A 25,233-nucleotide genomic window follows, 5' to 3' on the forward strand; every position below is an offset into this window, starting at 1 on the left:
GGACGTTGTGGGGGCCACGCTCTTCCGGGTCAGAAGAAACTGAAGATTGCCGCGCCGAAGCTTGCCAGGGTTATGAACAGGATGGCCCACGCTGTTTCATGGAGATGGGCGACGGCCGCCAGGATCGCTGAAAGGCAGATCATGGCAATGCGCACGAACGATCTCGCGACGGCGATGCCATTCACGCGCTGTTCCTTCGGTGCAATATCCATGTAGTAGAGGCTGAGAACGGCACCAATGCCTCTGACGGCAACGCTCACGGTGAATATCGCCACGGCGTGTATTCTGACATCGTGATCAATATCCAGAAAATGCAGGGTTGCGAGGGTCGCGCCGGAAACGCCGACCAGAACGGCACAGGAAAACATGACCAACCGGTGCGATATGTTGTTCAGGGTCCCCCAGAGCGGGCCGGCGACGATATAGCCCAGCGCATAGGAAATGATGAGTGCGGTCGGTCCCTTGTTGGATGCATGATGCGCTTCCGCCGATATCAGCGAGAAAAAGGGAACAGCCAGAATGACGCTGGCAAAGACGATCCTCAGCGTCACGAACTTGCGGAACCAGTCGAATTCCAGCATCTGGATGGCATTTGAGACATAGACCATCAGGGCCTTGTAGGGGGACGTTCTGGTCTGATCTGGAAGAGCCGATTTTTCCGCCAGGTCCCTGACCGCAAGGACCGCAAATGCGGACAGGGCGAAGCAGAGGACCCCGATAGCAACGATGATTGAGTGCCGGTGCAGAGGCGGCAGTTCTAGCGTCATTTCGTGCGCGACCCACGTCAGCGCCACGGCGAATATGCCGCCAAGTGCCATCTGCGCGTATTTCAGCTTCAATCGGGCGTGAGACTTCAGGTTGTCGCTGATGAAATCCGTCAGCAGCAATTGCTGGAATTCGTCGACGATCCCCATGATGAATACGCAGACAACGAAAACGACCATCGCTTGCGACCTGTCACCGAAAAGAACGACGATGATGGTGGCCCCGAAGCAAATCGCCAGAGTCAAGTCGGTCAGGGATAACGCCCGCTTTCGGTTTTGAATTCTGGTGATGGCGTTGAAAAGAAAGATGTCCGTCAGCGAGCTTGCCAGCTGCCGTATCGAGACCAGCGCGCCAATCAGGAAAATCGGCATATCCAGGGACACTGCCAGAAACGTGAGCACGATGGACGGGCTTGCCATCATCCAGGCCGCCGTTGCAAGCGTGCTTTGCCCGGTCAGAAGCGGGAGGTTTCTGTCATTTGTTCTGTCGGCGTCGCGCGTCATCGTGTTGCCAGGTGTCCCGTCGGATGGTGTGCGGTTCCCATTCTTGTTTCAGCAATCGTTACTTCAACGCTAAGAATTGTCCGTGAATTTCATGCCTTTGTGTTGAAATTGGTTCGTTTGAAAGCAAAACAGAGGTTCCGCGGCGTTCACTTCGGGTAATGATCGTGGTTTTTCTGAGATGCCCATAGGTGTGGCAGCAGGCGCAGAAGGATGGTATCGCTACAACCAGTGTTGAACTTGGCCGATGATGCGAAAACATTGCTATTGGAAATATTCTTCAATTCAACTGTCTAGTATCACTACCCATCTACATCTTTTGATTGTTTTGCTGCCTGCCACGCTGCTTCCATTTCCTCGAGGGTCATCGCCTGGAGCGTGGTTCCAGCACTATCGGCATGGTCTTCGATTGCCGCGAACCGGGATCTGAATTTCCGGTTGGTTCGCCTCAATGCCTCTTCCGGATCGATATCGAGATGCCGAGCGAGATTGGCGAGAGCAAAAAGCGTGTCTCCGAGTTCGTCGGCGATGCGGGCCTTGTCCGGCGCGCTCCTGGACAGTTCCTCGTCGAGTTCATGGGTTTCCTCGCGGATCTTGTCGAGCACGAGACGCGCGTCGTTCCAGTCGAAGCCGACTTTCGAAGCCTTGCGCTGCAATTTGTCCGCTTCCTGAAGTGCGGGAAAGGCAGTCGGGACCTCATCAAGGAATTTCCTGCTGTCCTCCAAAAGACCGTGTGCTTGCCTTTCGGCCAGCTTCTCTGCTTTTTCCTCGGCCTTGATCCGTTCCCAGATCCCCTTGACGTGTTCTGCCTTCTCGCCATTCTCATCGCCGAACACATGGGGGTGGCGCCGGATCATTTTCTTGGTGACGCCTTCGACCACGTCTGCGAAATCGAAGTGGTCTTCTTCCTCGGCCATGCGCGCGTGGTAGACGACCTGGAGCAGCAGGTCTCCGAGTTCCTCGCGCAAGTCGAGCATGTCGTTCTTTGCTATCGCATCCGCAACTTCGTAGGCCTCTTCAAGCGTGTAAGGCGCAATCGTTTCGAATGACTGTTCGAGATCCCAAGGGCAGCCTGTGACGGGCGTTCGCAGCGCGGCCATGATCTCGATGAGGCGGGCAATGTCACGGCTGGGTGTCATGAAGGCGTGGTTCCCGTTTGCTTGTCAGGTCGGTCCGGCGGGGTGATGCCGTTCTGAAAGCCAGCATTAAGACACTCTTGCAGGTCACGAAACAACGAAAACGAAGAAGGAAACCCCGAGAGCACAAGAATTTTGGAACCAGGGACCATCCGCGTCATGCCAGAGGTTTGCCCACTGCTATTCGTGTTAGAGACTGCAGACGAATCCATATCGTTGAGAAAGCAGCAAGATTCCGTCCACCAAACATCGTGTCGGGAGACACAATTTTTTCCCGGACTTGTCATCCCGGTTTGCCGCGAAAGCGGCGAGACCGGGAACCAGTACCCCATGTGGCCAGCGGTAGAAAGGTGGCTGTGAAATAAGGGGTTACTAGGTTCCGGCCTTCCGCTGCGCTTCAGCCGGAATGACAATTCACTTGTCTTGAGTGATCTCACAGGTCTCAGTTCAACGTGAACCGCACAACAGCAGGTCAAGTCACAGCAGGCATGCCACTTTGGCCCGGCACGGTAGGGATTGCAGGATCACCTCCTGCAATGACGGTGGAGATGAGTGGTTCGGAGTTTTTCGCTGAGTTCGATTGTCAGTGTCCTTGAAAATGACGTTGTCCATTATCCCCGGATGGACGGATGCCAGAAGGTGACGGCCCGTTCCAGGAGTGCAATGACGCCGTAAAAGAGCGAGCCCGCGAGCGCGGCAATCGCGATCTCCGCCCAGACCATGTCCACGTTCATGCGTCCGACTTCGGTGGAGATACGAAAACCCATGCCGACAATCGGTGTGCCAAAGAATTCGGCGACGATGGCTCCGATCAGGGCGAGGGTTGAATTGATCTTCAAGGCGTTGAAAATGAACGGCATTGCCATCGGCAGGCGCAGCTTGAAAAGGGTCTGCCAGTAGTTCGAGGCATAGGTGCGCATCAGATCGCGCTGCATCGCATCGGAAGCCGCCAGCCCTGAGACCGTGTTCACCAGCATCGGGAAGAAGGTCATGATCACGACAACGGCGGCCTTGGAGGGCCAGTCGAAGCCGAACCACATCACCATGATCGGGGCAACTCCGATGATCGGAAGGGCCGAAACGAGATTGCCGATGGGGAGCAGGCCGCGGCGCAAGAACGGCACGCGATCGACCAGAATGGCGATGAGGAAGGCGGAGCCGCAGCCCATTACGTATCCCGCCAGTACGGCTTTCAGGAAGGTCTGCTGAAAGTCCGCCCAAAGGGTTGGTACCGAATTCGCCAGACGCACCCAGATCTCGGACGGTGCCGGGAGCAGGACTTTCGGAACGCCTGCGCCGGTGACGATGACTTCCCAAAGGAGCAGGATGGCAATGCCGAAAAGGGCCGGAATGGCAAGGTTCACGAGGCGCGTGGCGGCAGGTGAGGCGGTCTTCCAGATCGCCAGTCTTTCCACGAACAGCCAGGACGCCGCCCAGGTGGCAGCCGTCAGGGCCCAAAAGCCGAGCGCGGCCTCACCCTCGTGGTTGGTCGCGACGCTGATGAGCAGCCATGCGGCGATTGCGGTCACGAGTCCGAGTATGAGATCGCCGATCCGGTTGCGCATGAAGCCCAGTTCGTAGCGGACTGCGGCAATGCCGAGGATCACCAGGCAGATCGACAGGCGAGGCACGTCCATCACGCCGAGGTCGGGCTCAAAGATGCGGCTGAACAGGCCGACGATTACCATGGCGACGATGAACCAGGCGAGAATGGCGGGCATGTCGAAACGCCGCTTGGAGACTGTGGCCGGTGTCATTGCGCCATCCCCATCCGTTTGAGTGTGACCTTCTCCATCACGCCGATCAGGGCCACCAGGGAACCGGCAAGGATTGCCGCGACGATCAGCGCCGACCAGATCTGGATCGTCTGTCCGTAATAGGAGCCCGCCAGCAGGCGCGCGCCCAGGCCCGCCACGGCACCGGTCGGCAGCTCACCAACGATGGCCCCGACGAGCGAGGCGGCCATGCCGATCTTCATGGAGGTGAAGAGATAGGGCACCGCGTAGGGCAGGCGCAGTTTCCAGAAGGCCTGAATGCGGGTTGCCGAATAGGTGTGCATCAGGTCCATGTGAATGACTTCAGGCGATCTCAAACCTTTCACCATGCCGACGGTAACCGGAAAGAACGACAGGTAGGTGGAGATCATTGCTTTCGGCAAGAGCCCGGAGATACCGATGGCATTGAGAACGACGATGATCATCGGCGCGATCGCCAGGATCGGGATCGTCTGCGAGGAAATGATCCAGGGCATCAGAGACTTGTCGAGTACGCGGGAATGCACGATGCCGACGGCGAGCAGAATGCCCAGCGTCGTGCCGATCAGGAAACCGAGCAGCGTGGAGGAGAGGGTGATGCTGCTGTGATAGATCAGCGAGCGCTTGGAGGTGATCTTCTTTTCAACCGTCGTGTTCCAGATCTCTATGACGACCTGGTGCGGTGCGGGCAGGACCGGCCGTTCCTGCGCCCAGGTGTCGGCAAGGAGCTGCGTGAACTGGACATGTTCCTGCCCGGCGCGTTCATACATCTCCTGCTGAAACGGCGTATTGAGCGCAGCGGCCGCGATGTACCAGATCGCCAGGATTACGAGAACAACCACCGTCACTGGTCCGACCGTGCCGGACATGAGCCCGGCAAACGGGCTGAGGTTGGTGCGGGGTGAGGAGAGGGCAGTGTCGGTCACGCGGCTGCTCCTTTCAGGTGCCAGCTATAGAGAATGTCCGGCAGGTTTTCCTCGTTGTCGCCGTCTGTCCGGCGTTTTTCGGAAAAGCCTTCGCGCACGTAAAATCTCTGCGCCCGTGTGTTGGCCACGAAGGTCCAGAGACTGAGACCCGACGGGTGCTCGTGTTTGATGTGATCCAACAAGCGCCGGCCCAGACCCTTTTTCCGGATGTCCCGAGCAAGGTAGAACCCTGTGACGAAAGCATCGGAGCTTGTCGCTGCAAAGCCCTTGATCTCTTCGCCGCTGTTTTCCGCGACAAGGATATTCCGGTTTTCATAAACAAAATCAGTATGGTAGCGAACAACGTCTTCATGTGAATGAACGCGCGGCATCCAAGGGGTCTCGTCGATCCAGTCGTTCAGGATCTCTCCGCATCTTGTCATGTCCTGACGGCGCGCGTTGCGGATCTCGAATATGTTCTCTGGTTCAATCCTCATAGGAATGCCCCGCGCGCAAACCGTCGCGGACACGGTGCGCAATTTTCAGAAATTCCGGGGATTCGCGGATGTCCAGGGTCCGGTCGCGCGGCAGGTCGCTCTCAATGACGTCGTAGATGCGTCCCGGGCGCGGACAGAGAACGATGATCTTCGTAGACAGGAAGACGGCTTCCGGGATGGAGTGGGTAACGAAAACCACGGTCTTGTTGGTTTTCGCCCAGAGCTGCAGGAGCTGTTCGTTGAGGTGGTCGCGGACAATCTCGTCGAGCGCGCCGAAGGGTTCGTCCATCAGCAGGAGATCCGGCTCGACTGCAAGAGCGCGGGCGATTGAGGCGCGTTGCTGCATGCCGCCGGAAAGCTGCCAGGGGTACTTCTGCTCGAAACCGGCAAGGTTCACCAGCTCCATGTTCCGCGCGATGCGGTCCTGCTGTTCGGCCCTTGAGAGCCCCATGATTTCCAGCGGAAGGGCGACGTTCTTGGCGATCGTGCGCCATGGATAAAGCGCAGCTGCCTGGAAAACGTAGCCATAAGCCCGGTTGAGGCGGGCTTCCTGCGGTGAACTCCCGTTCACGGTGATCGAGCCTGCCGTCGGCTGTTCCAGATCAGCGATAACGCGCAGCAGCGTGGTCTTTCCACACCCGGACGGCCCGATGAAGGAAACGAAGTCGCCCTCGTCGATTTTCAGATCGATATCGGACAGCGCATGAACCGGGCCGTCATTGGTCTGGAAGGTGAGCGACAGCTTGTCGATATCGATCACCCGCTTGGCCTGTTCCTTCATTGCATCGTCCAGTCCGTATTCGATTTCAGCGGCGGTCAACATTCTCTTTTCCGTTTTTCGTTTTCCAGCACATGCCTCGCAGTTCGGCGTTCAAGGCAGGTGGTGGCAGCGATCAGACACAGATGGCAAAGTTATGCCGGCTCCGGTTTGTTGCGGCAGCGAGGTTTGCCCCAAGTTACCTCTCCCGGTCGGAGAGGTCGGACCGCAGGTCCGGGTGAGGGGACAAAACTATCGGTCCCCACTCCCATTCGTTCCCTCACCCTAGCCCTCTCCCACGGGGAGAGGGAACAACGCGCTGCCCTCGATCACTTTGGTGTTCACCGAACTTTTTTGGTCTTCCATCAAACCCCGCTGGCGGGAATGCCGGTGCGTTCCACCTTGCGCGGCGCGGTGAGTTCCTTCCAGGTGCTGAGCGCCTTGTTGACAGCGTGGAACGGCTCGCGTGCCACGAACTCGCCATGGCCCTGCTTGTGGTTGACCGTACCGTCTTCCACGGCGACCCGACCGCGGGTGAGCGTGTAGCGTGGCAGGCCCTTGACCTTCTTGCCCTCGAAGACGTTGTAGTCGATCGCCGACTGCTGGTTGCCGGCTGTGATCGTCTTTTCCTTATCCGGGTCCCAGACAACCAGATCTGCATCTGCTCCAACAAAAACTGCGCCTTTTTTCGGATAGATATTGAGGATTTTTGCGATGTTGGTTGAAGTGACGGCGACGAATTCGTTGGGTGTCAGGCGGCCTGTGTTGACGCCGTAGGTCCACAGCATCGGCAATCTGTCCTCAAGACCGCCGGTGCCGTTCGGGATCTTGGTGAAATCGCCGACGCCGGTGCGCTTCTGCTCGGTGGTGAAGGCGCAGTGGTCGGTCGCAACGACCTGGAGAGAGCCCGCCGCAAGACCCGCCCAGAGCGAGTCCTGGTGTTTCTTGTCCCGGAACGGGGGCGACATCACGCGGCGCGCCGAGTGGTCCCAGTCGTGGTGGTAATACTCGCTGTCGTCCAGCGTCAGGTGCTGAATGAGCGGTTCGCCGTAGGCGCGGATGCCGTTCTGGCGCGCGCGGCGGATGGCCTCATGTGCCTGTTCTGACGACGTGTGGACGATATAGACCGGAACACCCGCCATGTCGGCGATCATGATTGCGCGGTTGGTGGCTTCGCCTTCCACTTCCGGCGGACGGGAATGGGCGTGGCCTTCCGGTCCGTTGTGGCCCTCTGCGAGCAATTTCTGCTGAAGGCTTGCGACGACATCGCCGTTTTCGGCATGAACCAGGGGCAGGGCGCCGAGTTCGGCACAGCGCTGGAACGAAGCGTACATTTCGTCGTCGTTCACCATCAGCGCGCCCTTGTAGGCCATGAAGTGTTTGAAGGTGTTGATGCCCTTTTTCTGAACGACGTCCTGCATGTCGTTGAAGACCTGCTCGCCCCACCAGGTAATCGCCATGTGGAAGGAATAGTCGCAATGGGCCATCGTCGACTTGTTGTCCCACATCTGCAGCGCTTCGAGCAGTGACTGGCCCGGCGAGGGAAGGGCGAAGTCGACAACCATGGTGGTGCCGCCAGCAAGCGCCGCGCGCGTTCCGCTGTCGAAATTGTCCGATGAGAATGTGCCCATGAAGGGCATTTCCAGGTGTGTATGCGGGTCGATGCCACCCGGCATGATGTAACAGCCGGTTGCGTCGAGTGTCTCATCGCCAGAGAGGTTGGGGCCGATCTCGACGATCTTGCCACCCTCGATCTTCACATCGGCTTCATAGGACAGGTCAGCGGTGACAACCGTGCCGCCTTTGATCACTTTGCTTGCCATCATCGTTCCCCTTTGTTCTGCCGCGTTCTGTCACGTTTCAGGTCCCGATCCGGGTTCGGGACAATTCCATGGTTACCTGTCGAGGTCCCGACTCAGGGCCGGGACAGCAATTCTTCAATCGGTTTTGCCCGCTCTGTTCAGGCTTCCTACGCTCCCGTTGCGCCGTCCCGGACCTGATCCGGGACCATTGCTCACAAGATCCTCTAATAGGGGATCTGATCGCTCACATCTGACCAGTCCGGATTGGTGCTTTCAATCAACTGATCCTTCCAGGCCCGTCTCCATCTCTTCAATCTTCGCTCCTGATGGACTGCATCAATTGCTCCCTCATGGACCTCGAAGTAAACAAGCGTCTTGATGTTGTATTTCTCCGTGTGACTGCCGCGTATTCCTGCTTTGTGCTGTTCGATCCTATTCCGCAGATTCCGCGCTGAACCTATGTAGATCGCCCCTCTCGGCCTGTTTGCCAGAATGTAGACGAAATAGGTCATCGGTCCTTTCTGACGTTCGTGATCTGGGTCCCGGCTCGAGGCCGGGACGGCGCATCAATTTCTTCGTCGTCCCGGACCTGATCCGGGACCAAAGAGCTATCGTTACCCCACGATCTCTGCCGTTTCGACAACCGCGTGGAAGAGGACGTCCGCACCGGCCTTGGCCCACTCCCGGGTGATTTCCTCTGCTTCGTTGTGCGACAGGCCGTCGACACACGGGCACATGATCATGGCCGTCGGGGCGACTTTGTTGATCCAGCAGGCATCGTGTCCGGCGCCGGAAATGATGTCCCGGTGGCTGTAGCCGAGACGTTCGGCTGCATTGCGCACGGCTTCAACACAGCCCTTGTCGAACTCGACCGGGTCGAACCCGCCGACCTTTTCGAAGTCCACCTCAAGGCCCATGTCGTCACAGATCTTCCTTGCCCCGGTCTTCAACCGCTCTTCCATGCCCTGGATGACGGCCAGGTTAGGTGAGCGAAAGTCGATCGTGAAGACCACCTTGCCGGGTATGACGTTGCGCGAGTTCGGATGGACATCAATATGTCCGGCAGCGCCAACCGCGTGCGGGGCGTGGGACCAAGCGATTTCGTCAACAAGTTCGAGGATCTTTGCCATGCCGAGACCCGCATTCTTGCGCATCAGCATGGGCGTGGAGCCGGTGTGGCTGTCCTTGCCGGTGACGGTGACCTGCGTCCACGAAAGGCCCTGGCCATGGGTCACGACGCCGATATCCTTGCCTTCCGCCTCCAGGATCGGACCCTGTTCGATATGAAGCTCGAACATGGCGTGCATCTTGTCCTTGCGGGCACCGACTTCCTCGTCACCGACCCAGCCGATGCGCTTCAGTTCATCGCCAAATGCCTTGCCTTCCGCGTCTTCGCGCTCGTAGGCCCAGTCCTGGGTGTGAACACCTGCGAACACACCTGAGGCCAGCATGGCCGGAGCGTAGCGTGTGCCTTCCTCGTTGGTCCAGTTGGTGACCACGACCGGGTGTTTTGTCTTCACGCCAAGGTCGTTCATCGAGCGAACCAGCTCGAGGCCGCCCAGGACGCCGAGGACACCGTCATATTTGCCGCCGGTCGGCTGGGTGTCGAGATGGGAGCCGACATAGACGGGCAGGGCATCCGGATCGGTTCCGGGGCGCGTCATGAACATGTTCCCCATGGTGTCGACGGCCATCGTCATGCCGGCTTCCTCACACCACTTCTGGAACAGTTTGCGGCCCTCGGAATCCTCATCTGTCAGGGTCTGCCGGTTGTTGCCGCCGGCAACGCCCGGGCCGATCTCGGCCATTTCCATCAGGCTGTCCCAAAGACGGTCCGCGTTGATCCTAAGGTTTTCGCCCGGAGCTGCCATCTGAAATCTCCTATTTCAATTCTGTTTCGACGAAGGACATGAGCGCGTCCCCGCCGTTGATTACATTGTGCTCAACGCCTTCATCACGGCGATAGACGGTTCCGGCCGGAACAAGCACCTCGCGGCTTTCCCCACCGGGCTCTTCAAGGAGCATCTGGCAGTCGGTCAGCGCCGTGATCACGTAATCCATTTCGTGCCGGTGCCAGCCGGTTTCCGCACCGGGAGCAAAATCGAAGCGGGTCACGCGGACCCTGTCGTCGTCAATCAGCTGCGTGGCCGTTGCCTGTTCCCGTTTCATGACGTTCAGCCTTCGTTTTGATCAATTCAATCAATCGCGTGAAGAACCGCGCGCAGCTTCCCGAAGAGCTCATCGATCTGTTCCTTCGAGATGATGAGCGGCGGGGAGAGGGCGATGATATCACCGGTCGTGCGTATGAGAATGCCATCATCATAGGCTTTCAGGAAGGCGGAGAAGGCGCGTTTTGTCGGCTCGCCGGCGATCGGTTCAAGCTCGACCGCGCCGATCAGACCGAGATTGCGAATATCGATGACATGCGGACAATCCTTGAGCGCGTGCAATCCGTCTTCCCAGTGCTGCGCCAGCCCCGCGGCACGGGTCAGCAAGTCTTCCTCGTCGTAGGTGTCGAGCGTTGCAAGCGCTGCGGCACAGGCAACCGGGTGTCCGGAATAGGTGTAGCCGTGGAACAGCTCGATCAGGTGTTCCGGACCGGTCATGAAAGCCTGGTAGATGTGGGAGGAGCAGAACACCGCCCCCATCGGGATGACGCCAGAGGTCAGCCCCTTGGCGGTGGTTACCAGGTCCGGCGTCACGCCGAAGAAATCGGTCGCAAACGGCGATCCCAGACGTCCGAAACCGGTAATCACTTCGTCGAAAATCAGGAGTATGCCGTTTTCCGTGCAGATCTCGCGCAGCCGCTCCAGGTAATTCCTCGGCGGGATCAGGACACCGGTCGACCCTGCGACAGGTTCCACGATGACTGCCGCAATTGTGGACGGGTCATGCAGCTGGATGATGCGGATCAGGTCTTCGGCGTATTCGGCACCTTCCTCCGGCATACCTCGGGAGAACGCATTACGCGCCGGATCATGGGTATGACGCATGTGGTCGACGCCAGTCAGCATCGTGCCGAAGGTTCTGCGGTTGGCAACGATCCCGCCGACTGAAATGCCGCCGAAACCGGTGCCGTGATAGCCGCGTTCACGGCCGATCAGGCGTGTGCGCGTGCCTTGTCCGATGGCTCGCTGATATGCCAACGCGATCTTCAGGGCCGTGTCGACGCTTTCGGAGCCGGAATTGGTGAAGAAGACGTGGTCAAGCGGCGAGGGCATAATCGCCGACAGGCGGGCGGCCAGTTCGAAGGCCTTTGGATGACCCATCTGGAACGCCGGCGCGTAATCCAGCTCCGCGATCTGTTTTTGCACTGCCTCGACCACTCTGGGGCGCGAGTGACCTGCATTGCAGCACCACAGGCCTGCCGTTCCGTCGAGGACCTGACGGCCGTCGGCGGTCGTGTAATGCATGTCCTTGGCCGCGACAAACATGCGCGGTGCCTTCTTGAACTGTCGATTCGCCGTATAGGGCATCCAGAAGGCTTCGAGGTTGTTGGTTGCTGCCTGTGCCGGCGCTGACATGCGTCCTCCTTGCAGCCCGGTCAAAGGGCTGGCGTTTCATCTGTTCGTGCTGGAGAAAACGCCCACGATTTGCCGGCCTGCGAAGTGCAAGCGTCCGGCGATGCTGGTCCTCTCACCACACTGTTCCCGGTTCTTCTTCTGGAGAACTCCAGGCAAAGAAGCGCCGATCGATCTCTGGATGGCCGTTTCGGCCTTGTCCGGTATTCACCGGTTTTGTTTATGATGATCAGATAGGTGCGAAGCTTCAAGAGTTCCCCGTTGCAGGCAACCAGATGTTCGACTAGCCTTCTGACCAGTTGGTCAATTTACCCTAGGAGTAATTTGACCAAATGGTCAAGATGCAATTCCATTCGGCATGACCAATTTGTGGTCAATCAGCTTCAGAAGCAGTCATGTCCCAGGAGAAATGGCCGAATACGAAGGATTTGGCCGATTGCGGCACATGCCCGGCAGGGGCAGTTTAAGGCTGGAAGCGGACGTATTTTATGACAAGTCTTGATGGGCAGGGACCGGTTTCTCAGAAAAATGGAGGCCTTAGCCGGATTCAGGAGCGAAACCGATCGCTTATTCTGGATGCGGCATTGAGCGAATTTTCCAGGAAGGGATTCTCGGGTGCAACGGTCGAACGCATCGCGGCCGAAGCCGGGATGTCGAAGTCTAACCTTCTCTACTATTTCTCGTCCAAGGAAGCGATCTATAAGGCAACGCTTGCGCATATCCTTGAAGTCTGGCTGGCGCCTCTGAAAACGCTTGATGCGTCCGGCGAACCGGCACAGGAGCTTGCGGCCTATATCCGCCAGAAGATTCAAATGTCGGCGGACTACCCCGAAGCTTCGCGGCTTTTCGCCAATGAGGTCATGCAGGGCGCACCCCAGATCCTGCCGATCCTGGAAGGTGATCTGAAGCGCCTCGTTGAAGAAAAAGCCCAGGTCATCGAGGACTGGATCGATACGGGAAGGATGCAACGGATAGACCCCGTGCACCTGATTTTCACGATCTGGGCGACAACGCAGCACTATGCGGATTTCTCCATACAGGTAAAAGCATTGACGGGCAGGGACCTGAGTGATCCCGAGTTCTTCGAAGAGACGGTTGCCTCGGTGACCGCACTGCTTCTGAACGGTATTGGTCTGACGGCACCGATGGATGGCGGTGCCTAGTCGTGGACGACGATCCTGCAGACCCGTTTTCCGCGTCGCGCATCACGGTCCTGGGAAAAATCCATATCAGAAAAGAGGATATCTCCGAGGACTTCATCCGGGCGTCCGGACCGGGCGGCCAGAATGTCAACAAGGTCTCCACCGCCGTACAGTTGCGGTTCAACCTTGCGGGCAACGAGACGCTGCCGGAAGACGTCAAGTCCCGCGCAGCCAGAATAGCCGGAAGCCGGCTTACCCAGTATGGCGAAATCATTCTTCAGGCCGACCGTTACAGAACCAGAGAACGAAACCGCGAAGATGCGCTTGAGCGGTTGCTGGAACTGTTGCGCAAGGCAACCGAGAAACCGAAACCGCGCAAGGCGACCAAACCTACGCTGGGGGCCAAGAAACGGCGTTTGGATGCCAAGAAACAGCGCGGACAGATCAAGAAGATGCGCGGGCGAGGGGCGAGGTACGACGACTAGGTGGATGGACCCTTGGGTCACGTCATTGAATAGCTCAACACCGTGATCCGTGCCCAAATACCCATCGTCGTCATTGCAGACGCACCTGCAGTGAAGCCAGGTCCGTTGACATCCTGGCTGCTGAAAAGCGTGCCGCCCATGTTGACCGCGGTGATACTGCACAGGCCGTATCCGGCACCCGCGCCTGCACCCGCCGTTGTCAAACGCCCGTAGCAACCGTCCAGGTCGTTGGCGGTGAAAATGCGATTGCAGTGAATGCGTGTGTACGAGTAATGCGCCGCTTCACCGCCGAACTCGGGAAGGGAAATCGATCCGCCGCGCCCGCCGAAGCCCAGTCCGCCGCCAGCAAAGCCATAAATGCCTGCATAGTTGGCAGCACGGCTTCTGAAAATGAACGTCCAGTATCCGCCGGCAATGCCTGCACCAACGCCACCGTCCATATAGCCGGATACTTCCCAATCAGATGCATGAAATGTCGAGGACATGAAAGTGTTCTCGCGTGTCTATTGTTCAAATGATCAAACCGGCCGGGCGCGAGCCCGACACTTGGGTCGGCACCCCAGTGCAAACCTAACATAGAAGAGCGCAGCGTTGTGTCCTGTGGTTTGGATCACATTCAAGCGTTTTCCGGTTGCGCTTACCGTCTGCTGGAGTGCCGATCAGGCAGACTTACCCAGACGCAGTGTGAAGATGCCTGCGAGAAAGAGGCAGCTCGCGCCCGCTCGATTCAGGGCTTTTCTTGCTGATGGTTTCCGAAACCAGGATCTCAAACCGTCAGCGAAGAAAAGCCATCCAAGACTGTTCAGAGCCGCAACGACAAGGAACGTCGCAACAAGAATGGCGAACTGGGTGAAAACGGGGCCAGAGGCGCTGACGAACTGGGGAACGAATGCAACGTAAAAGGCAGGTCCCTTGGGATTGAGAACGCTGATCAGAAACGATTGCCAAAACAGGATCCGCAGCGATTTTGGCTCGGACTTGGCGCCCGGTGACAAATCGTCTGTTGTAGATATCCAGAGTTCGTAGGCAAGCCAGATCAGGTAGACCGCACCGGCGATCTTCAGCAGCGTGAATAAAAATGCCGATGTCGCCAGGACTGCACCGGCTCCCAGCAGCGAAACGGACATCGCCAAGAATGCTCCCAGCACCACGCCCGGAACGGTCGCCAACCCGGATCGTTTGCCGTCAGTGATCGCGTAGTTGACAGTCAGGACGATGTTCGGACCCGGGATCAGGACAACGACGAAGCTCGCTACAACAAAAGCAATCCATGTTTCATAGGTCATTCTTCATCCTGCCGGTTGCCGGGTCGGACAACTAAACGCGATGTTCGGCGATCAGGAAAGGGAAATGTCATGCATGCCTGTGTGACCACGCGCAACGCACTTCATGCGCTGCAATCGGAATGTGCGGAGCGATGTGGTGGCCAGGACGAAGCTCACGAGCGAAGGCCGGCACTGGGGAGGCGCAAGTTGAGCGCTAAGATCAGGGCCGTTGCGTGCACACCCGTAGGAAAGTCAGTAATTCGCATAATCAATATTATGGAACATTTTTTTATGGGCCAAATAGCGGTGCGTTCTCGGGCGTTTGGTACATCTCGCTTGGTCCCGCGCTTACCTGTGTCACTATTCGTCCTCGTTTGCCCCATCGATCACCCGTGCGGCAATATCGAATGAAAAGCCCGCGCGGCACATCGCTGCCAGATCTTTTTCTCTGCGTGCCTGTCTGTCAGCGACGTTTCGGTACGGACCAAGCCGGCGCCGCCGTGCATAGACCGCGGCGGCTTCTTCCTCTGGCACGCTGCCCATGTCCAGCACGGATTGGATCGTCTCTCGGTCAACGCCTCTGTGCGCCAGTTGCGCTTCGATCTTGCGGCGCGAACCGCCACGGCGCCTGAGGCTTGCCGTCTTGGTCTCGGCATAGGTCCGATCGTTGACAAGACCGGATCCGGTGCATTTTCCGACAACGGTTTCAATCATTTCGGTAAAGTCGGCCGGATCGCGCCCATGATGGTGACACGCTTTCAGGACGCGGCGTTCCAATACCTTGCGCAGATTGCTTTCAGACGAACTGTAACGCTCCAGATAGTGAACGGCTGACCGTGTCAGGCGTTCGATCGTCGGCAGCTTCGGGTCCGGTTTACCCGCCATGTCTCGAGGGATCTTTTCGGTATTCAGGCACGGCCAGATCGATCTGCAGACCGTCATAGGCAGGCTGGATCGTCTCAGGCAGTTCGTTGCTCAATTCCATGTAATCGAGATCGCAATGCAGATTGGTGAAAACCGCATCTTTCGGCTTAATTCTCTCTGTCCATCGAAGCGCGTCCTCCAGGCAGAAATGGCTTGGATGCGGCGTGCGACGAAGGCAATCCAGGATGAGAATATCCAATTTTTTCAGGCTTTTGAGAGCAGTTTCTGAGATGTCAGATACATCGGGAATATAAGCCGCGTTGTCTATTCTGTAGCCAAGTGCATCAATGTCGCCATGTGTGACCGTGATCGGTTCGAATGTCAGTGTGCCGCCGTCTCCGACGATCTCGACAGGCTTTCCGTCTCCAATCAGATGATGCTCAAGGATCGGCGGATAGTTCGAGCTTTCCGGTTTTTCGAAACAATAGCGGAAGGCTTCCAGGGCACGCTGGTGCGTTTCTTTGTCCATATAGACAGGCGTCCGGCGGCGGCTGAGCAGCCAGAAGGCGCGCAAGTCGTCGATCCCGTGAAGGTGATCGGCATGTGCATGAGTGTAGAGAACCGCATCCACGTGACTGACATTCTCGGTGAGCATCTGTTCGCGCAGGTCCGGACCGGTGTCGATCAGGACCGTCGTGCATCCGTATTCACCGCGCTTTTCGACAAGAAGCGAACAGCGCCGTCGGCGGTTTCTCGGTTCATTCGGGTCGCATGCGCCCCAGTCATTGCCGATGCGCGGCACCCCTGCGGAGGACCCGCACCCGAGGATCGTCAGCCGGACGCTCATTGTGGCGCGGCCCCGGGAAACGCGTCTGGTTTCGGCACCTTCTGAAACAGGCGGAAAAAGTTCTCGGTTGTCTGTCGCGCCATTTCTTCTCCGGAGACGCCCCGTGTTTCAGCGAGCACCGCGGCGGTCATGGCCGTATAGGCAGGCTCGTTGCGTTTGCCGCGCCTGGGTTGAGGCGCAAGGTAGGGCGCATCTGTTTCGACCAGAAGCCGGTCGGCTGGAAGCTCTCGTGCTATTGCACGCAATTCATCGGACTTCTTGAAGGTCAGAATTCCGGAGAAGGAGACGTAAAGACCGAGTTCGATCCCGGTCAGCGCCAGATCCCGGCCGGACGAGAAACAGTGCAGGAGGGCGGGGAAGGCCCCCTTCCCCATTTCATCGCGCAAGATCGCGGCCATGTCGTCGTCGGCATCGCGTGCGTGAATGATCAGCGGCAGACCGGTCTGCCGGGCGGCCTCGATATGCGTGCGCAGACCCTCGGCTTGAGCGTCGCGCGGCGCCTTGTCATAGAAATAGTCGAGACCTGCTTCGCCGATCGCGACGACTTTCGGATGTGCTGCCAGCAACACGATCTCTTCGACCGGAATACCGCGCTCGACGCCGGCATTGTGCGGGTGCGTGCCGACAGAGCAGTAGACCTCATCATAGGTCTCTGCGATTGCCCTGATCCGGTCGAACTTGCGGATATGGGTGCAGATGGTCACCATCAGATCGACACCCGCGGCGTGAGCCCGGGAGATCAGGTCGGCTCGTTCGTTGTCGAAATCGGGAAAATCAAGGTGGCAGTGGCTGTCGACAAGCATGAAGGATCCTGGAATCGAGACTGTTCGGCGCGCCTTGATAGCCGGAAACCGCACATTTCCCAAGAGCGGTGTCGCTCAGGCCGTCCGCAAGGCAAAGAAAAAGTCGAGCACCACTTGTTTCCGGTCGAGATTAAGGGCGTCCGCATCGCGGATCGCGCGGCCGGTCTTTTCCCAAAGTTCCACGTGGCGATAGGCTGCCGGTACGCCTGTGCGCACATCCTGGCGCATACGCTCATGACACATGCGCTCTAGAACATGCTGAAAATTCAACCAGTTATCATTTTGACCACGCGCGGCAACGAGGTCGGCAAGCGCGTGTACAGCGCTCAAATCCAGTCGGGCGACATTGTCCGCCAACTGCCGGACCCCTTTCGCGATTGCGAGCCCGTCGCCGGACAAGAGCGATATGGCTGAGCGCAGACTTCCGTCAGCGGTTGCTGCGAGTTCAGCCAAGTCATCGGGCGCGGGCAAGCTGTCCACGCCAAGCACTCGCAGACCGTCGGCAATCTCAGCTGAAGAAAGCGCGTCCATTCCCAGGCGGCGGCATCGGGAGCGAATGGTCGGCAAGAGGCGGCCCGGTGCATGGCTCAGGACGAGAAAAAGGCATCGCTCGGGTGGCTCTTCGAGGATCTTCAGGAGGGCGTTGGCGGAGCTCGCGTTCATGTCGTCCGCAGCATCCACGATACAGATGCGCCATGCTTTCGCTGAAGCCGTTGTTCCAAAAAAGGAGACGGTTCTGCGCACCTCGTCCACCGGGAGATCGGACTTGAACCGTTTCGACTTTTCGTCCCAGGGTCTGCGCAGATGCAATATGTTCGGGTGCCCGCCGGCTGTCATCTGCCTTGATACCGGATGGTCCGCGGGGACCGACAAATCGGTTGCGGCGGATACGCCTGCTCCGAAGCGATCGGGATTGACAACGATGAACTTCGCAAAGCGGAATGCCAGGGTCGCCTTTCCAATGCCCTTGGCACCGCCGAGGATCCAGGCGTGATGAAGGCGCTGCGACCGATAGGCGTCCAGCAGCGACTTTTCGGTCCCGCGGTGCCCGAAGAGATGCATCTGTTCATTCGGAAGAGGATAACCTGGAATGGCGTCGACCTCGGGGATATCGACTGGTTCGGCCCGGCGTGCCATCAGAACGGCCTCGCGGGTGAAACCGCCTGGTCGAGATCAATATCGAATTCCTCCGGGAAAGTGTTCAATACGGCCTCGCGGACTTCGCGCTCGACAAAATCCTCGTCCCGTGATCCGTCGACGATCGTGAACCTGTAGGCTTCGTCCAGTGCGAGTTGCAGGAACATTTTCCGGCGGCGTTCATGGACCGCAACGGCTTCGTCTTCAAACCGGTCAGGACCGCCGCTGTCGTCGGTTGCAGATCGTTTGGCAACACGGCTCAGACCGATTTTCGGCGGCACATCGATCAGGAGCGTCATGTCGGGCCGCAAGCCGGCAACGGCCGCAAGTTCCAACAACTTGAGATAATCCTGTTCGACGCCTGCTTCGCCCTGGTAAACGCGGGTGGAGTCCGAATACCTGTCGCAAAGCACCCAATCACCGCGCTGCAGGGCTGGGTTGATCGTCGCATCGACGTGATCCGCACGGGCAGCGGCAAACAGCATGGCTTCCGCGTGCGGCCCCTGATCCTTCGCGCCCCCCGACAACAGCAGCGATCGAATTTTTTCCGCTCCCGGCGAGCCGCCTGGCTCCCGCGTGACGACGACAGACTTTCCGCTGCTTTCCAGAAAGGCTTTCAGTCGGGCGATCTGGGTCGACTTGCCTGCGCCCTCTCCGCCTTCAAAGGTAATGAAATGTCCCGACAAGCTGTTCCCGTCTCCTTCAGGCCGGCCCATCGGATGAGCGCATGGCACTGCTCACCAACTGTTACCCGGCAATCGCGGCGCTTTCAAACAGGGAATTGCCATTGGCTGCACGCAGCTGGGGACTTACCCGATCCAGCCGAACAATAATTCCTGGAGACCGTCCATGGCGCGGTTCATCAACGTGCCTTCCGGGACATCCGCACCGGTAACCAGCGGAGCTCTGTAGACAATTCCCTCCTTGCCGATTACACGCAGTTCTCCCGCAGGCGTGCCTTTCTCTACGGGCGCGGAGAGCGGACCGTCGTAAACCACGCGCAGCCTGTAGTCGAGGCTTCCGCCCCGCGCCAGAAGGACATCGACATCCGACTTTGCCACAAGTGGCACAGTTCCTTCGACCCCGCCGTAGACGCGGCCATCGGCAATCGTTTCGCCCGCCGGGTAAATCGTCTTGATGGCATAGAATTCCCAGGCGCCGCCAATCACCTCGTTGAGCGATTGCAGCCGGTGCTTGTCGGAATTCAGTCCGGCGACGGCTGCAATGATCCTTCGTCCGTTGCGGTCCACCGAGGCCAGGCCGGAATAGCCGTCCTCCGGATGATTGCCGCCGCCCAGTCCGTCGAGGTTTCTGATCTCTCCCAGAAGCGGGTTCTTGTTCCGCTGATAGATCTTGTTCCAGGTAAATTCCGGAATGGCAAACAGGTCGTAGAGGCCTGGGTGCTGTTCAACAATGTATTCGGCAAGCCGGGCCTGGTCACGGACGGTCGTTTTGTTGGGCGATTCGTTGTAGCCCGTTGCATTCGAGAACGTGCTTGTGGTCATGCCGATTGACGCCGCCAGCTCTGTCATTCGCTGTGCGAATGCTTCCTCGGAGCCGTCGATGCATTCGGCAAGGACAATCGCGGCATCATTGGCGTTATGGACGAGCAGTCCCTTCAAAAGGTCTTCGATTGCAATGTCCGACTTGATGGCGGCAAACATGGTCGAATTGCGTGACGGCGCCCCGCCGGTTCGCCAGGCATGTTCACTGACATTGCATAGCTGGTCCATCTGCGCCTCGCCGTCCTTCAGGAGCTTGAAGATCGTCGCTGCGGTCATGACCTTGACGAGCGAGCCCGGTGTAAACGGCTCGTCGGGCGCTTTCGAAAAAAGAACGGTGCCGGAATCCGGTTCGAGCAGAAAGGCTTTCGGAGCCTTTGTGACAATGGATTCAACAGATTGTGCAGACCCGGCTGCACCGATCGCCACGGATATCAGCGCGCTGCAAACAACCGCGTTTCTCAAACGCCTGTACGATGAACACACGAATGGACCGATCACCCTGCCGCTTCCTTTCAAAGGTCGACGGGCAAAGCGTTCAAATCACGTGGTAGCTAATTGCCCGAAGGGATTGTAGCAGCCAGCTGACGCATGGAAAGGCCCTGCGCAACCGTTGTGGACAAGACCGCGTGAGCCCCGGAAACGCGCTGGTTTGCCGCGTAGGACGAAATTGCGCTGCCTGAGAGAAAGCTGTCTGCCGAGCCGGGGAAAGGCACATGCACCGGCTTGCTGGCGGGTGCATAACTGGAAGAGAGCGACCCTGCGGTCTGCTGGAAGCGGTTGTTTGATGCCACCTTGATGGTCGGATTTCCGGCTTCAAAGGCGATAGCCGGGTCAAACGCTGCGACCTGAACGCTGGACTGCCCCCGCTTTGCCGAAGCAAGTGTTGTTGCGGAAAGATAAGGCCTTGCCGCAGGTGCCGGTACCTTGCCGTAAATAAGTTCCGCCGGTACTTGCGCGATCAGGGTGCCCGGCCGCGATGCGCCCGGAGCGACGGAACCTGGGCCGGTGTAGGAGGCCATCAGGTATTCTTCATCCTGGCCGTGAAGCGGTGCGCGCCCGACATACTCAACCTTTACCTTGCCGACACCGGCGGACTTTGTGCCCAGCATTGTCGCAACCCGTTCGGACAGGTCGATGACGCGATTGCCGTGGAAGGGGCCGCGATCGTTCACGCGGACAATCATGGAGCGGCCATTGGACGTATTCGTGACGCGTGCATAAGAGGGCAGCGGCATTGTCGTGTGCGCGGCCGTCAGGGCGTTGCGGTCGAAGATCTCACCGTTCGCCGTTTTCCGCCCATGGAAAGTCGGGCCGTACCAGGATGCGAGCCCTGTTTTCTTGTAGTCCGGGTCGTGCTCCGGATAGTACCACTTGCCGGCAATCTTGTATTTCTTGCCGATGACATAGCGACCGCCGCCTTTCGGCACCGGTTTGCCGGAGGCAACCATGCGCGGGCTGGCCTTCACGCCGTACTTCTCTGGGCTGAACTTCGCCTTGGGTTTTTCAGGCGCGGAGCTACAGGCGGCAACAAATGAAACCGCAGCAATGGTCACAAACGCGGCGCGCAATTGCGTCCAGCCGTTTCCGGTCTTGCGCCCCGTTGATCCGCAACGGTTTTTCCCCGAAGACGTTCCTGCCAACCGGCAAGTTTTTACGCCCATCCCTAGCATCCTGCCGTCCTACTCATAAACGCGCTGGCGGCCCCGTAGCTCACGCGATACTCCAGCCCTAAAACAGGCCGGTTCCAGGCTACACTTCCTGTCTGTCAGTTCTTACACTGTCGACGTGCTGCCCCCGCGGCACGCCTCAGACATTCAGCCTGTTTAATGGCAAGTGTCTTACTGCAAAGTAAACGAGCCGTCGAGGTTACAAGAGACTCCTTTTCAAGGCAGTCACAGGTTTTGGTCGGTTTCACGGGCTCAGATTGCATTCCGTTGCGGTAACTTGCTGAAAAACATATCTTTTATGCGTTGCCTGAATTGTTGCAGACAAGTGACAGTCTGCAAAAAATCGTCAAATGATCAGGTTGTGACGTAGGTCACATCCGTTGTCCGCGGATCGGCCTAAGGTGTCCTCATTGCTGATGACCGCCCTGTCACAGCAACGCTGGATCCCACCTCCAGCTTTGGCCGCCGGTTCAAACCCTGCCCACGACACCGGACCGGCGGCCCCACACTTTGGTCATGTTCCGGTGCCGCTTGCGCACCCTGCCCTACCCAACCCACAGCGCCCGGCACCGGAACATGCCAAAGTTTCCCACCTGAAGGCTTGCCGCATTCCACACGAATTTTTTGAATTTGCCGCCCCGCGGCGAACGCACTCTTGACTTTCCCGTCCAGACAACCGAAACGGGGACCCAAGCAGCGAGCGCACACGCACTCAAGCTGCATTGGTGAGGTGGCCGAGTGGTTTAAGGCAGCGGTCTTGAAAACCGCCGTGCGTGAGAGCGTACCGTGGGTTCGAATCCCACCCTCACCGCCATTTTTCTCTTTTCTGTTCCTTTAATTCTCTCCGTGGCGGACCGGGTGCAGATCCGAGGCAACGACTGGTTTCGCCTACGGAATTTGATTTTCAGGTGGCACTGACTTTTAGCGAAGTTGATGTGGTGAGAAAAACCGGCGCCTCGTGATGGTCCGGCTTAGTTCCCATCATCCAGTGGCCGAACCAAGTTCGGGTCACTTTCTGTCTTGGACGAGTTTACCGCGCGCCCGACCCGATGGAACTGGAAGCTCGAACCAAGGTTGTCGCTCAACAGGGCCTTGGCGTCTTGAACCGACGTCGCCGGATCCAGCCAGGCGTCGTAGTGCTCCGGGGACAGAACGATCGGCATGCGGCCGTGAACCGTGTCAATCGGGGCGACGGCTGCAGCAGTGAGGATGGTGCATGATGTGACTTCAAGGTTGGTGTTGTAAGCCCAGAGACCTGCGAATGAAAATGGTTCCATGTCGCCCAAGTGAATGAACCAGGGGTCCTTGCCACCGTCTTCCGCCTTGGTCCATTCATACCAGCCGTCTGCCGGGATCAAACAGCGTTTCGACTTGTAGGATTCGCGGAATGCGGGCTTCTTCTCAGCATCTTCGGAGCGTGCGTTGAACATGGGATACTTGCTCTGCAGTTCCTTTGCCCAATGCGGAACAAGCCACCAACGGCCCTGTGAAACAGTCTGCGATCCTTCCCTCCCCAGATGAATGAAAGGCACTTCCTGCGTCGGTGCGATGTTGTAGCGGGCCGCGGTGTTGCGTTCGGCGTCCTGATCCGTCAATCGGTAAAGCCTGACGATTTCACGCCACGGTCGGACTTGGGTGTAGCGGCCACACATGACAGAGCATTCTCCAGTTCACGCAGGCATTAAAGTCGAATTGCAGGATCATTGAAAGCCGCTGCCGCCCCCGTCCAGCCCCTTGTGGGTCTGTTGTCGTGCTGGCCGGTGCTACGCTTACAAAAGCTGCGCCAGAACTTTCCTGATCGTGTCCCTGTGCTCTTCGCAGAAGGCGTCGAGGGCCTCGGCGCCGTCTTTGTGGAAGATACCGACGATCTCACGATCCTCGACCCTATCGCTCAAGATGCGAGGTTTTGATGTGTCGGGAACGAAGTCTCCTTCCTCGTCCAACCTGGCCGGACAGAGATACAGCATTCCCTGCGGCACACCCATGCTTGCGTCAATCACGTACTTGTCTTCGGTCATTGAGAGCCTTCATGTGGCGATTGGGCAGACCCCTTGCGCGCTGATCTTGTGACAGCTTGCGCGGCGTGTTTCGAATGGCATTGCGAAAAATACGGAAACGATTTTTACAGTGGGCGCTTTTTGAGTGTTAAGCGTATTGCGCAAATTGTATCAGACGAACCTAACGGACCGCATTCGATGAGATTATGCCAGCTCTGGCATCCGGTTGACCTGGAAGCGCGAGCCGACAATTTGCTTGAATGACCGACAGCGACGAAATCATTCAACTTGAAACCGAGCTGTATGACTGGATGGTGCCGGGCAGGCATCAGATGAAGATTGCCATGCTTTTGGCCATGACATTCGGCGGCAGGACGATGCCATCGGAGACGATCGTCGACGCTGCCCTTGAACGCCTCGTGCAGCGGCATGATGTCGAAGCATTCGGCAACATCAGGAACTGGCGCCGAAGTGAAATCAGACGCCTCAGGTTGAGTTCCCGGGAACACACGTCCTGAAGACAGAAACAGGGCTGCGCCCTGTCCGGCGCAGCCATTTTCTTTACCGATCAGGAATCTTGTGCTCACGAACCGCATCGATGGCGCATTCGAGACCTTCGCCATAGGGATGGCCGTGCCAGTTTGCACGTTCCTTGACAATGATTGCGAGAATTTCTTCCGTTGTTTCATCGGGGTCTTCGCTGGCAGCCGCCACGTGGCTGGTCAATACACCCACGATTTGAGCCAACCCGTTGAGAAGCCCCATTCTGAATTCCAGATCTTCCCAAACGATCTGCCCTGCACTGGGTCTGTCGGTCTGCGTCATTGTATGAATTCCTTTGTGGGTCGGCAGGTCATCAGCGATCAGAGAGGCCATTTACGGCGTGTGTTGCCGAAGTTCCCGCAGATTTTGTCCGCTGCGCCGGTCCCGCGTGATGCGTTGCCGCTGACGGAATGAGATGTGCTTCCCCACAAGACACAATTTATAGGTGTATCAGCCGTTTTCCTGATCCGCAATATGGCCTCTTGCGGGATGCGCGCCTGAACCGGGTGTCACCCTCGACACGTTCCTTGGGGACACCGCATCGATGCATGAACTCAAGAAGCTCTTCTTCCGCGCGCGCTTGAAGGAGTGGGTCCGGCGCGGCGATGGTTCCGGGCAAAGCCGAAAGAGAAAGAACATCTGCCAACATTGAGAAAGCTTATCTGGTTCCGCCTTCGCTATATTTACTTAGTGATCGTCAATAAACTTGTTGGTAATTTTCAGGAGTTAAGCACAATTGGAAAAACTGCTTGACTGAGGATGCGATTTTTCGGCTTGATTACGCATGACACGATGTTTTTTGAAACCGGCTGGTGAACATGTCGCTTAGCATTCCGGTGTCACACGGCGAATTCTTCGATCGGCTGACGATCCTTGAGATCAAGCGCGAAAAGATCACCGATGCGGACAAGCTTGAGATCATCAAGGAGGCGCTGGCGGAGTATCGGTCCATCGTTTTCTGCTCGATCCCCGGGGCCGCTGAGGTGTCCTCCCTCACCGACAAACTCAGACAGGTGAATGTGGCGCTGTGGGATCTAGAAAACCTGGTCAGGGAATTCATCCGCAGAAACGACTTCGGCCCCGCCTTCGTAGACGCCTCGCGTGCGCTTTATGAAAACCGGGACTGCCGTTCTGATATCAAGAGCGAGATCGACAAGGTGCTCGGGTCCGATCTTTGCGAAGTGAAAGACTACAAGCGATCGGCGTCCAGCGAGACCTGAGCATGTCTCGTCCCTGCGACCGGACCTTCCCGGATGGCACTGACTGAAAAGTGGTCACCCTTGCCTGTTTTTTGGACAAAAACACTCATTCCGGCGAAGATACTGGTTTCGACAGCGCTTG

Annotated in this window: 28 protein-coding genes and 1 tRNA gene; 6 read left to right on the top strand and 23 right to left on the bottom strand. The window is 58.0% G+C overall.

Features of this window, described 5'->3' with window-relative positions; translation table 11 throughout:
• Nucleotides 1–29: 29 nt before the first annotated feature.
• From RDA78_RS21365 to RDA78_RS21415, 11 genes are all read right to left on the bottom strand, one after another.
• On the bottom strand, nt 30–1,268 hold the full coding sequence (locus tag RDA78_RS21365; protein ID WP_434051797.1) for an MFS transporter: 1,239 nt from the start codon (nt 1,266–1,268) through the stop codon (nt 30–32).
• 299 nt (nt 1,269–1,567) lie between these two features.
• Nucleotides 1,568–2,404, bottom strand: coding sequence for a nucleoside triphosphate pyrophosphohydrolase (gene mazG, locus RDA78_RS21370; RefSeq protein ID WP_434051798.1), 837 nt, complete (start codon nt 2,402–2,404; stop codon nt 1,568–1,570).
• 608 nt (nt 2,405–3,012) lie between these two features.
• Entirely contained in the window at nt 3,013–4,158 is a 1,146-nt protein-coding gene (locus tag RDA78_RS21375; RefSeq protein ID WP_434051799.1) for an ABC transporter permease, read from the bottom strand.
• A complete protein-coding gene (locus tag RDA78_RS21380) occupies nt 4,155–5,024 on the bottom strand; it encodes an ABC transporter permease (RefSeq protein WP_434056184.1) in 870 nt (289 codons plus the stop codon). Before RDA78_RS21380 ends, RDA78_RS21375 begins: the two co-directional genes overlap by 4 nt.
• Before the next feature lie 53 nt (nt 5,025–5,077).
• On the bottom strand, nt 5,078–5,557 hold the full coding sequence (locus RDA78_RS21385; RefSeq protein ID WP_434051800.1) for an N-acetyltransferase family protein: 480 nt from the start codon (nt 5,555–5,557) through the stop codon (nt 5,078–5,080).
• Nucleotides 5,547–6,338, bottom strand: a complete 792-nt coding sequence (locus RDA78_RS21390) for an ABC transporter ATP-binding protein (RefSeq protein WP_434056185.1) — start codon at nt 6,336–6,338, stop codon at nt 5,547–5,549. The genes RDA78_RS21385 and RDA78_RS21390 overlap by 11 nt, the downstream gene beginning before the upstream one ends.
• A 341-nt stretch (nt 6,339–6,679) precedes the next feature.
• Nucleotides 6,680–8,137 carry a dihydropyrimidinase gene (hydA, locus tag RDA78_RS21395; RefSeq protein ID WP_434051801.1) on the bottom strand — a complete coding sequence of 486 codons (1,458 nt, stop codon included), beginning with the start codon at nt 8,135–8,137 and terminating at the stop codon, nt 6,680–6,682.
• A gap of 203 nt (nt 8,138–8,340) precedes the next feature.
• Entirely contained in the window at nt 8,341–8,628 is a 288-nt protein-coding gene (locus RDA78_RS21400; protein WP_434051802.1) for a GIY-YIG nuclease family protein, read from the bottom strand.
• A 102-nt stretch (nt 8,629–8,730) separates the two neighbouring features.
• Nucleotides 8,731–9,987, bottom strand: a complete 1,257-nt coding sequence (locus tag RDA78_RS21405) for a Zn-dependent hydrolase (RefSeq protein WP_434051803.1) — start codon at nt 9,985–9,987, stop codon at nt 8,731–8,733.
• Between the two features lie 10 nt (nt 9,988–9,997).
• Nucleotides 9,998–10,285 (bottom strand): cupin domain-containing protein, encoded by a 288-nt coding sequence (locus RDA78_RS21410; RefSeq protein WP_434051804.1) that lies wholly within the window; start codon nt 10,283–10,285, stop codon nt 9,998–10,000.
• Nucleotides 10,286–10,311: 26 nt separating this feature from the next.
• Nucleotides 10,312–11,640 carry an aspartate aminotransferase family protein gene (locus RDA78_RS21415; protein ID WP_434051805.1) on the bottom strand — a complete coding sequence of 443 codons (1,329 nt, stop codon included), beginning with the start codon at nt 11,638–11,640 and terminating at the stop codon, nt 10,312–10,314.
• A 485-nt stretch (nt 11,641–12,125) separates the two neighbouring features.
• Between RDA78_RS21415 and rutR the strand changes: the two genes are divergently transcribed.
• On the top strand, nt 12,126–12,800 hold the full coding sequence (rutR, locus tag RDA78_RS21420; protein ID WP_434051806.1) for an HTH-type transcriptional regulator RutR: 675 nt from the start codon (nt 12,126–12,128) through the stop codon (nt 12,798–12,800).
• 41 nt (nt 12,801–12,841) lie between these two features.
• Nucleotides 12,842–13,264, top strand: a complete 423-nt coding sequence (gene arfB, locus RDA78_RS21425) for an alternative ribosome rescue aminoacyl-tRNA hydrolase ArfB (RefSeq protein ID WP_434056186.1) — start codon at nt 12,842–12,844, stop codon at nt 13,262–13,264.
• Between the two features lie 17 nt (nt 13,265–13,281).
• On the opposite strand, the gene RDA78_RS21430 is transcribed toward arfB, so the two are convergent.
• The 9 genes from RDA78_RS21430 to RDA78_RS21470 form a co-directional block, all read right to left on the bottom strand.
• On the bottom strand, nt 13,282–13,749 hold the full coding sequence (locus RDA78_RS21430; RefSeq protein WP_434051807.1) for a hypothetical protein: 468 nt from the start codon (nt 13,747–13,749) through the stop codon (nt 13,282–13,284).
• A 174-nt stretch (nt 13,750–13,923) separates the two neighbouring features.
• Nucleotides 13,924–14,550 carry a LysE family translocator gene (locus RDA78_RS21435; protein WP_434051808.1) on the bottom strand — a complete coding sequence of 209 codons (627 nt, stop codon included), beginning with the start codon at nt 14,548–14,550 and terminating at the stop codon, nt 13,924–13,926.
• A 339-nt stretch (nt 14,551–14,889) separates the two neighbouring features.
• Nucleotides 14,890–15,414, bottom strand: coding sequence for a regulatory protein RecX (locus RDA78_RS21440; protein WP_434051809.1), 525 nt, complete (start codon nt 15,412–15,414; stop codon nt 14,890–14,892).
• Entirely contained in the window at nt 15,404–16,240 is an 837-nt protein-coding gene (locus tag RDA78_RS21445; RefSeq protein WP_434051810.1) for an MBL fold metallo-hydrolase, read from the bottom strand. Before RDA78_RS21445 ends, RDA78_RS21440 begins: the two co-directional genes overlap by 11 nt.
• Complete coding sequence (locus tag RDA78_RS21450) at nt 16,237–17,043, bottom strand: TatD family hydrolase (RefSeq protein ID WP_434051811.1); 807 nt, start codon at nt 17,041–17,043, stop codon at nt 16,237–16,239. Before RDA78_RS21450 ends, RDA78_RS21445 begins: the two co-directional genes overlap by 4 nt.
• A gap of 75 nt (nt 17,044–17,118) precedes the next feature.
• Nucleotides 17,119–18,180, bottom strand: coding sequence for a DNA polymerase III subunit delta' (locus RDA78_RS21455; protein WP_434051812.1), 1,062 nt, complete (start codon nt 18,178–18,180; stop codon nt 17,119–17,121).
• On the bottom strand, nt 18,180–18,866 hold the full coding sequence (gene tmk, locus RDA78_RS21460) for a dTMP kinase (RefSeq protein ID WP_434051813.1): 687 nt from the start codon (nt 18,864–18,866) through the stop codon (nt 18,180–18,182). The genes RDA78_RS21455 and tmk overlap by 1 nt, the downstream gene beginning before the upstream one ends.
• Before the next feature lie 123 nt (nt 18,867–18,989).
• Nucleotides 18,990–20,111: a D-alanyl-D-alanine carboxypeptidase family protein gene (locus RDA78_RS21465; protein ID WP_434051814.1), complete on the bottom strand. Its 1,122-nt coding sequence runs from the start codon at nt 20,109–20,111 to the stop codon at nt 18,990–18,992.
• 125 nt (nt 20,112–20,236) lie between these two features.
• On the bottom strand, nt 20,237–21,151 hold the full coding sequence (locus RDA78_RS21470) for a septal ring lytic transglycosylase RlpA family protein (protein ID WP_434051815.1): 915 nt from the start codon (nt 21,149–21,151) through the stop codon (nt 20,237–20,239).
• Here RDA78_RS21470 and RDA78_RS21475 point away from each other — a divergent pair.
• Nucleotides 21,132–21,374, top strand: a complete 243-nt coding sequence (locus RDA78_RS21475; protein ID WP_434051816.1) for a hypothetical protein — start codon at nt 21,132–21,134, stop codon at nt 21,372–21,374. The genes RDA78_RS21470 and RDA78_RS21475 overlap by 20 nt on opposite strands.
• Nucleotides 21,375–22,076: 702 nt before the next feature.
• A tRNA-Ser gene (locus tag RDA78_RS21480) sits at nt 22,077–22,166 on the top strand.
• Between the two features lie 157 nt (nt 22,167–22,323).
• On the opposite strand, the gene RDA78_RS21485 is transcribed toward RDA78_RS21480, so the two are convergent.
• Nucleotides 22,324–23,004: an SOS response-associated peptidase gene (locus tag RDA78_RS21485; RefSeq protein ID WP_434051817.1), complete on the bottom strand. Its 681-nt coding sequence runs from the start codon at nt 23,002–23,004 to the stop codon at nt 22,324–22,326.
• A 117-nt stretch (nt 23,005–23,121) separates the two neighbouring features.
• On the bottom strand, nt 23,122–23,370 hold the full coding sequence (locus tag RDA78_RS21490) for a hypothetical protein (RefSeq protein ID WP_434051818.1): 249 nt from the start codon (nt 23,368–23,370) through the stop codon (nt 23,122–23,124).
• A gap of 239 nt (nt 23,371–23,609) precedes the next feature.
• On the opposite strand from RDA78_RS21490, the gene RDA78_RS21495 reads away from it, so the two are divergent.
• Nucleotides 23,610–23,867: a hypothetical protein gene (locus RDA78_RS21495; RefSeq protein WP_434051819.1), complete on the top strand. Its 258-nt coding sequence runs from the start codon at nt 23,610–23,612 to the stop codon at nt 23,865–23,867.
• Between the two features lie 43 nt (nt 23,868–23,910).
• Here RDA78_RS21495 and RDA78_RS21500 read toward each other — a convergent pair whose 3' ends face one another.
• Entirely contained in the window at nt 23,911–24,174 is a 264-nt protein-coding gene (locus RDA78_RS21500) for a hypothetical protein (RefSeq protein ID WP_434051820.1), read from the bottom strand.
• A gap of 536 nt (nt 24,175–24,710) precedes the next feature.
• Here RDA78_RS21500 and RDA78_RS21505 point away from each other — a divergent pair.
• On the top strand, nt 24,711–25,112 hold the full coding sequence (locus RDA78_RS21505) for a hypothetical protein (RefSeq protein WP_434051821.1): 402 nt from the start codon (nt 24,711–24,713) through the stop codon (nt 25,110–25,112).
• The last annotated feature ends 121 nt before the right edge of the window (nt 25,113–25,233 follow it).

The sequence above is a fragment of the Roseibium sp. genome (assembly GCF_051016195.1).
In the GTDB taxonomy this organism is placed as follows: Bacteria; Pseudomonadota; Alphaproteobacteria; order Rhizobiales; family Stappiaceae; genus Roseibium.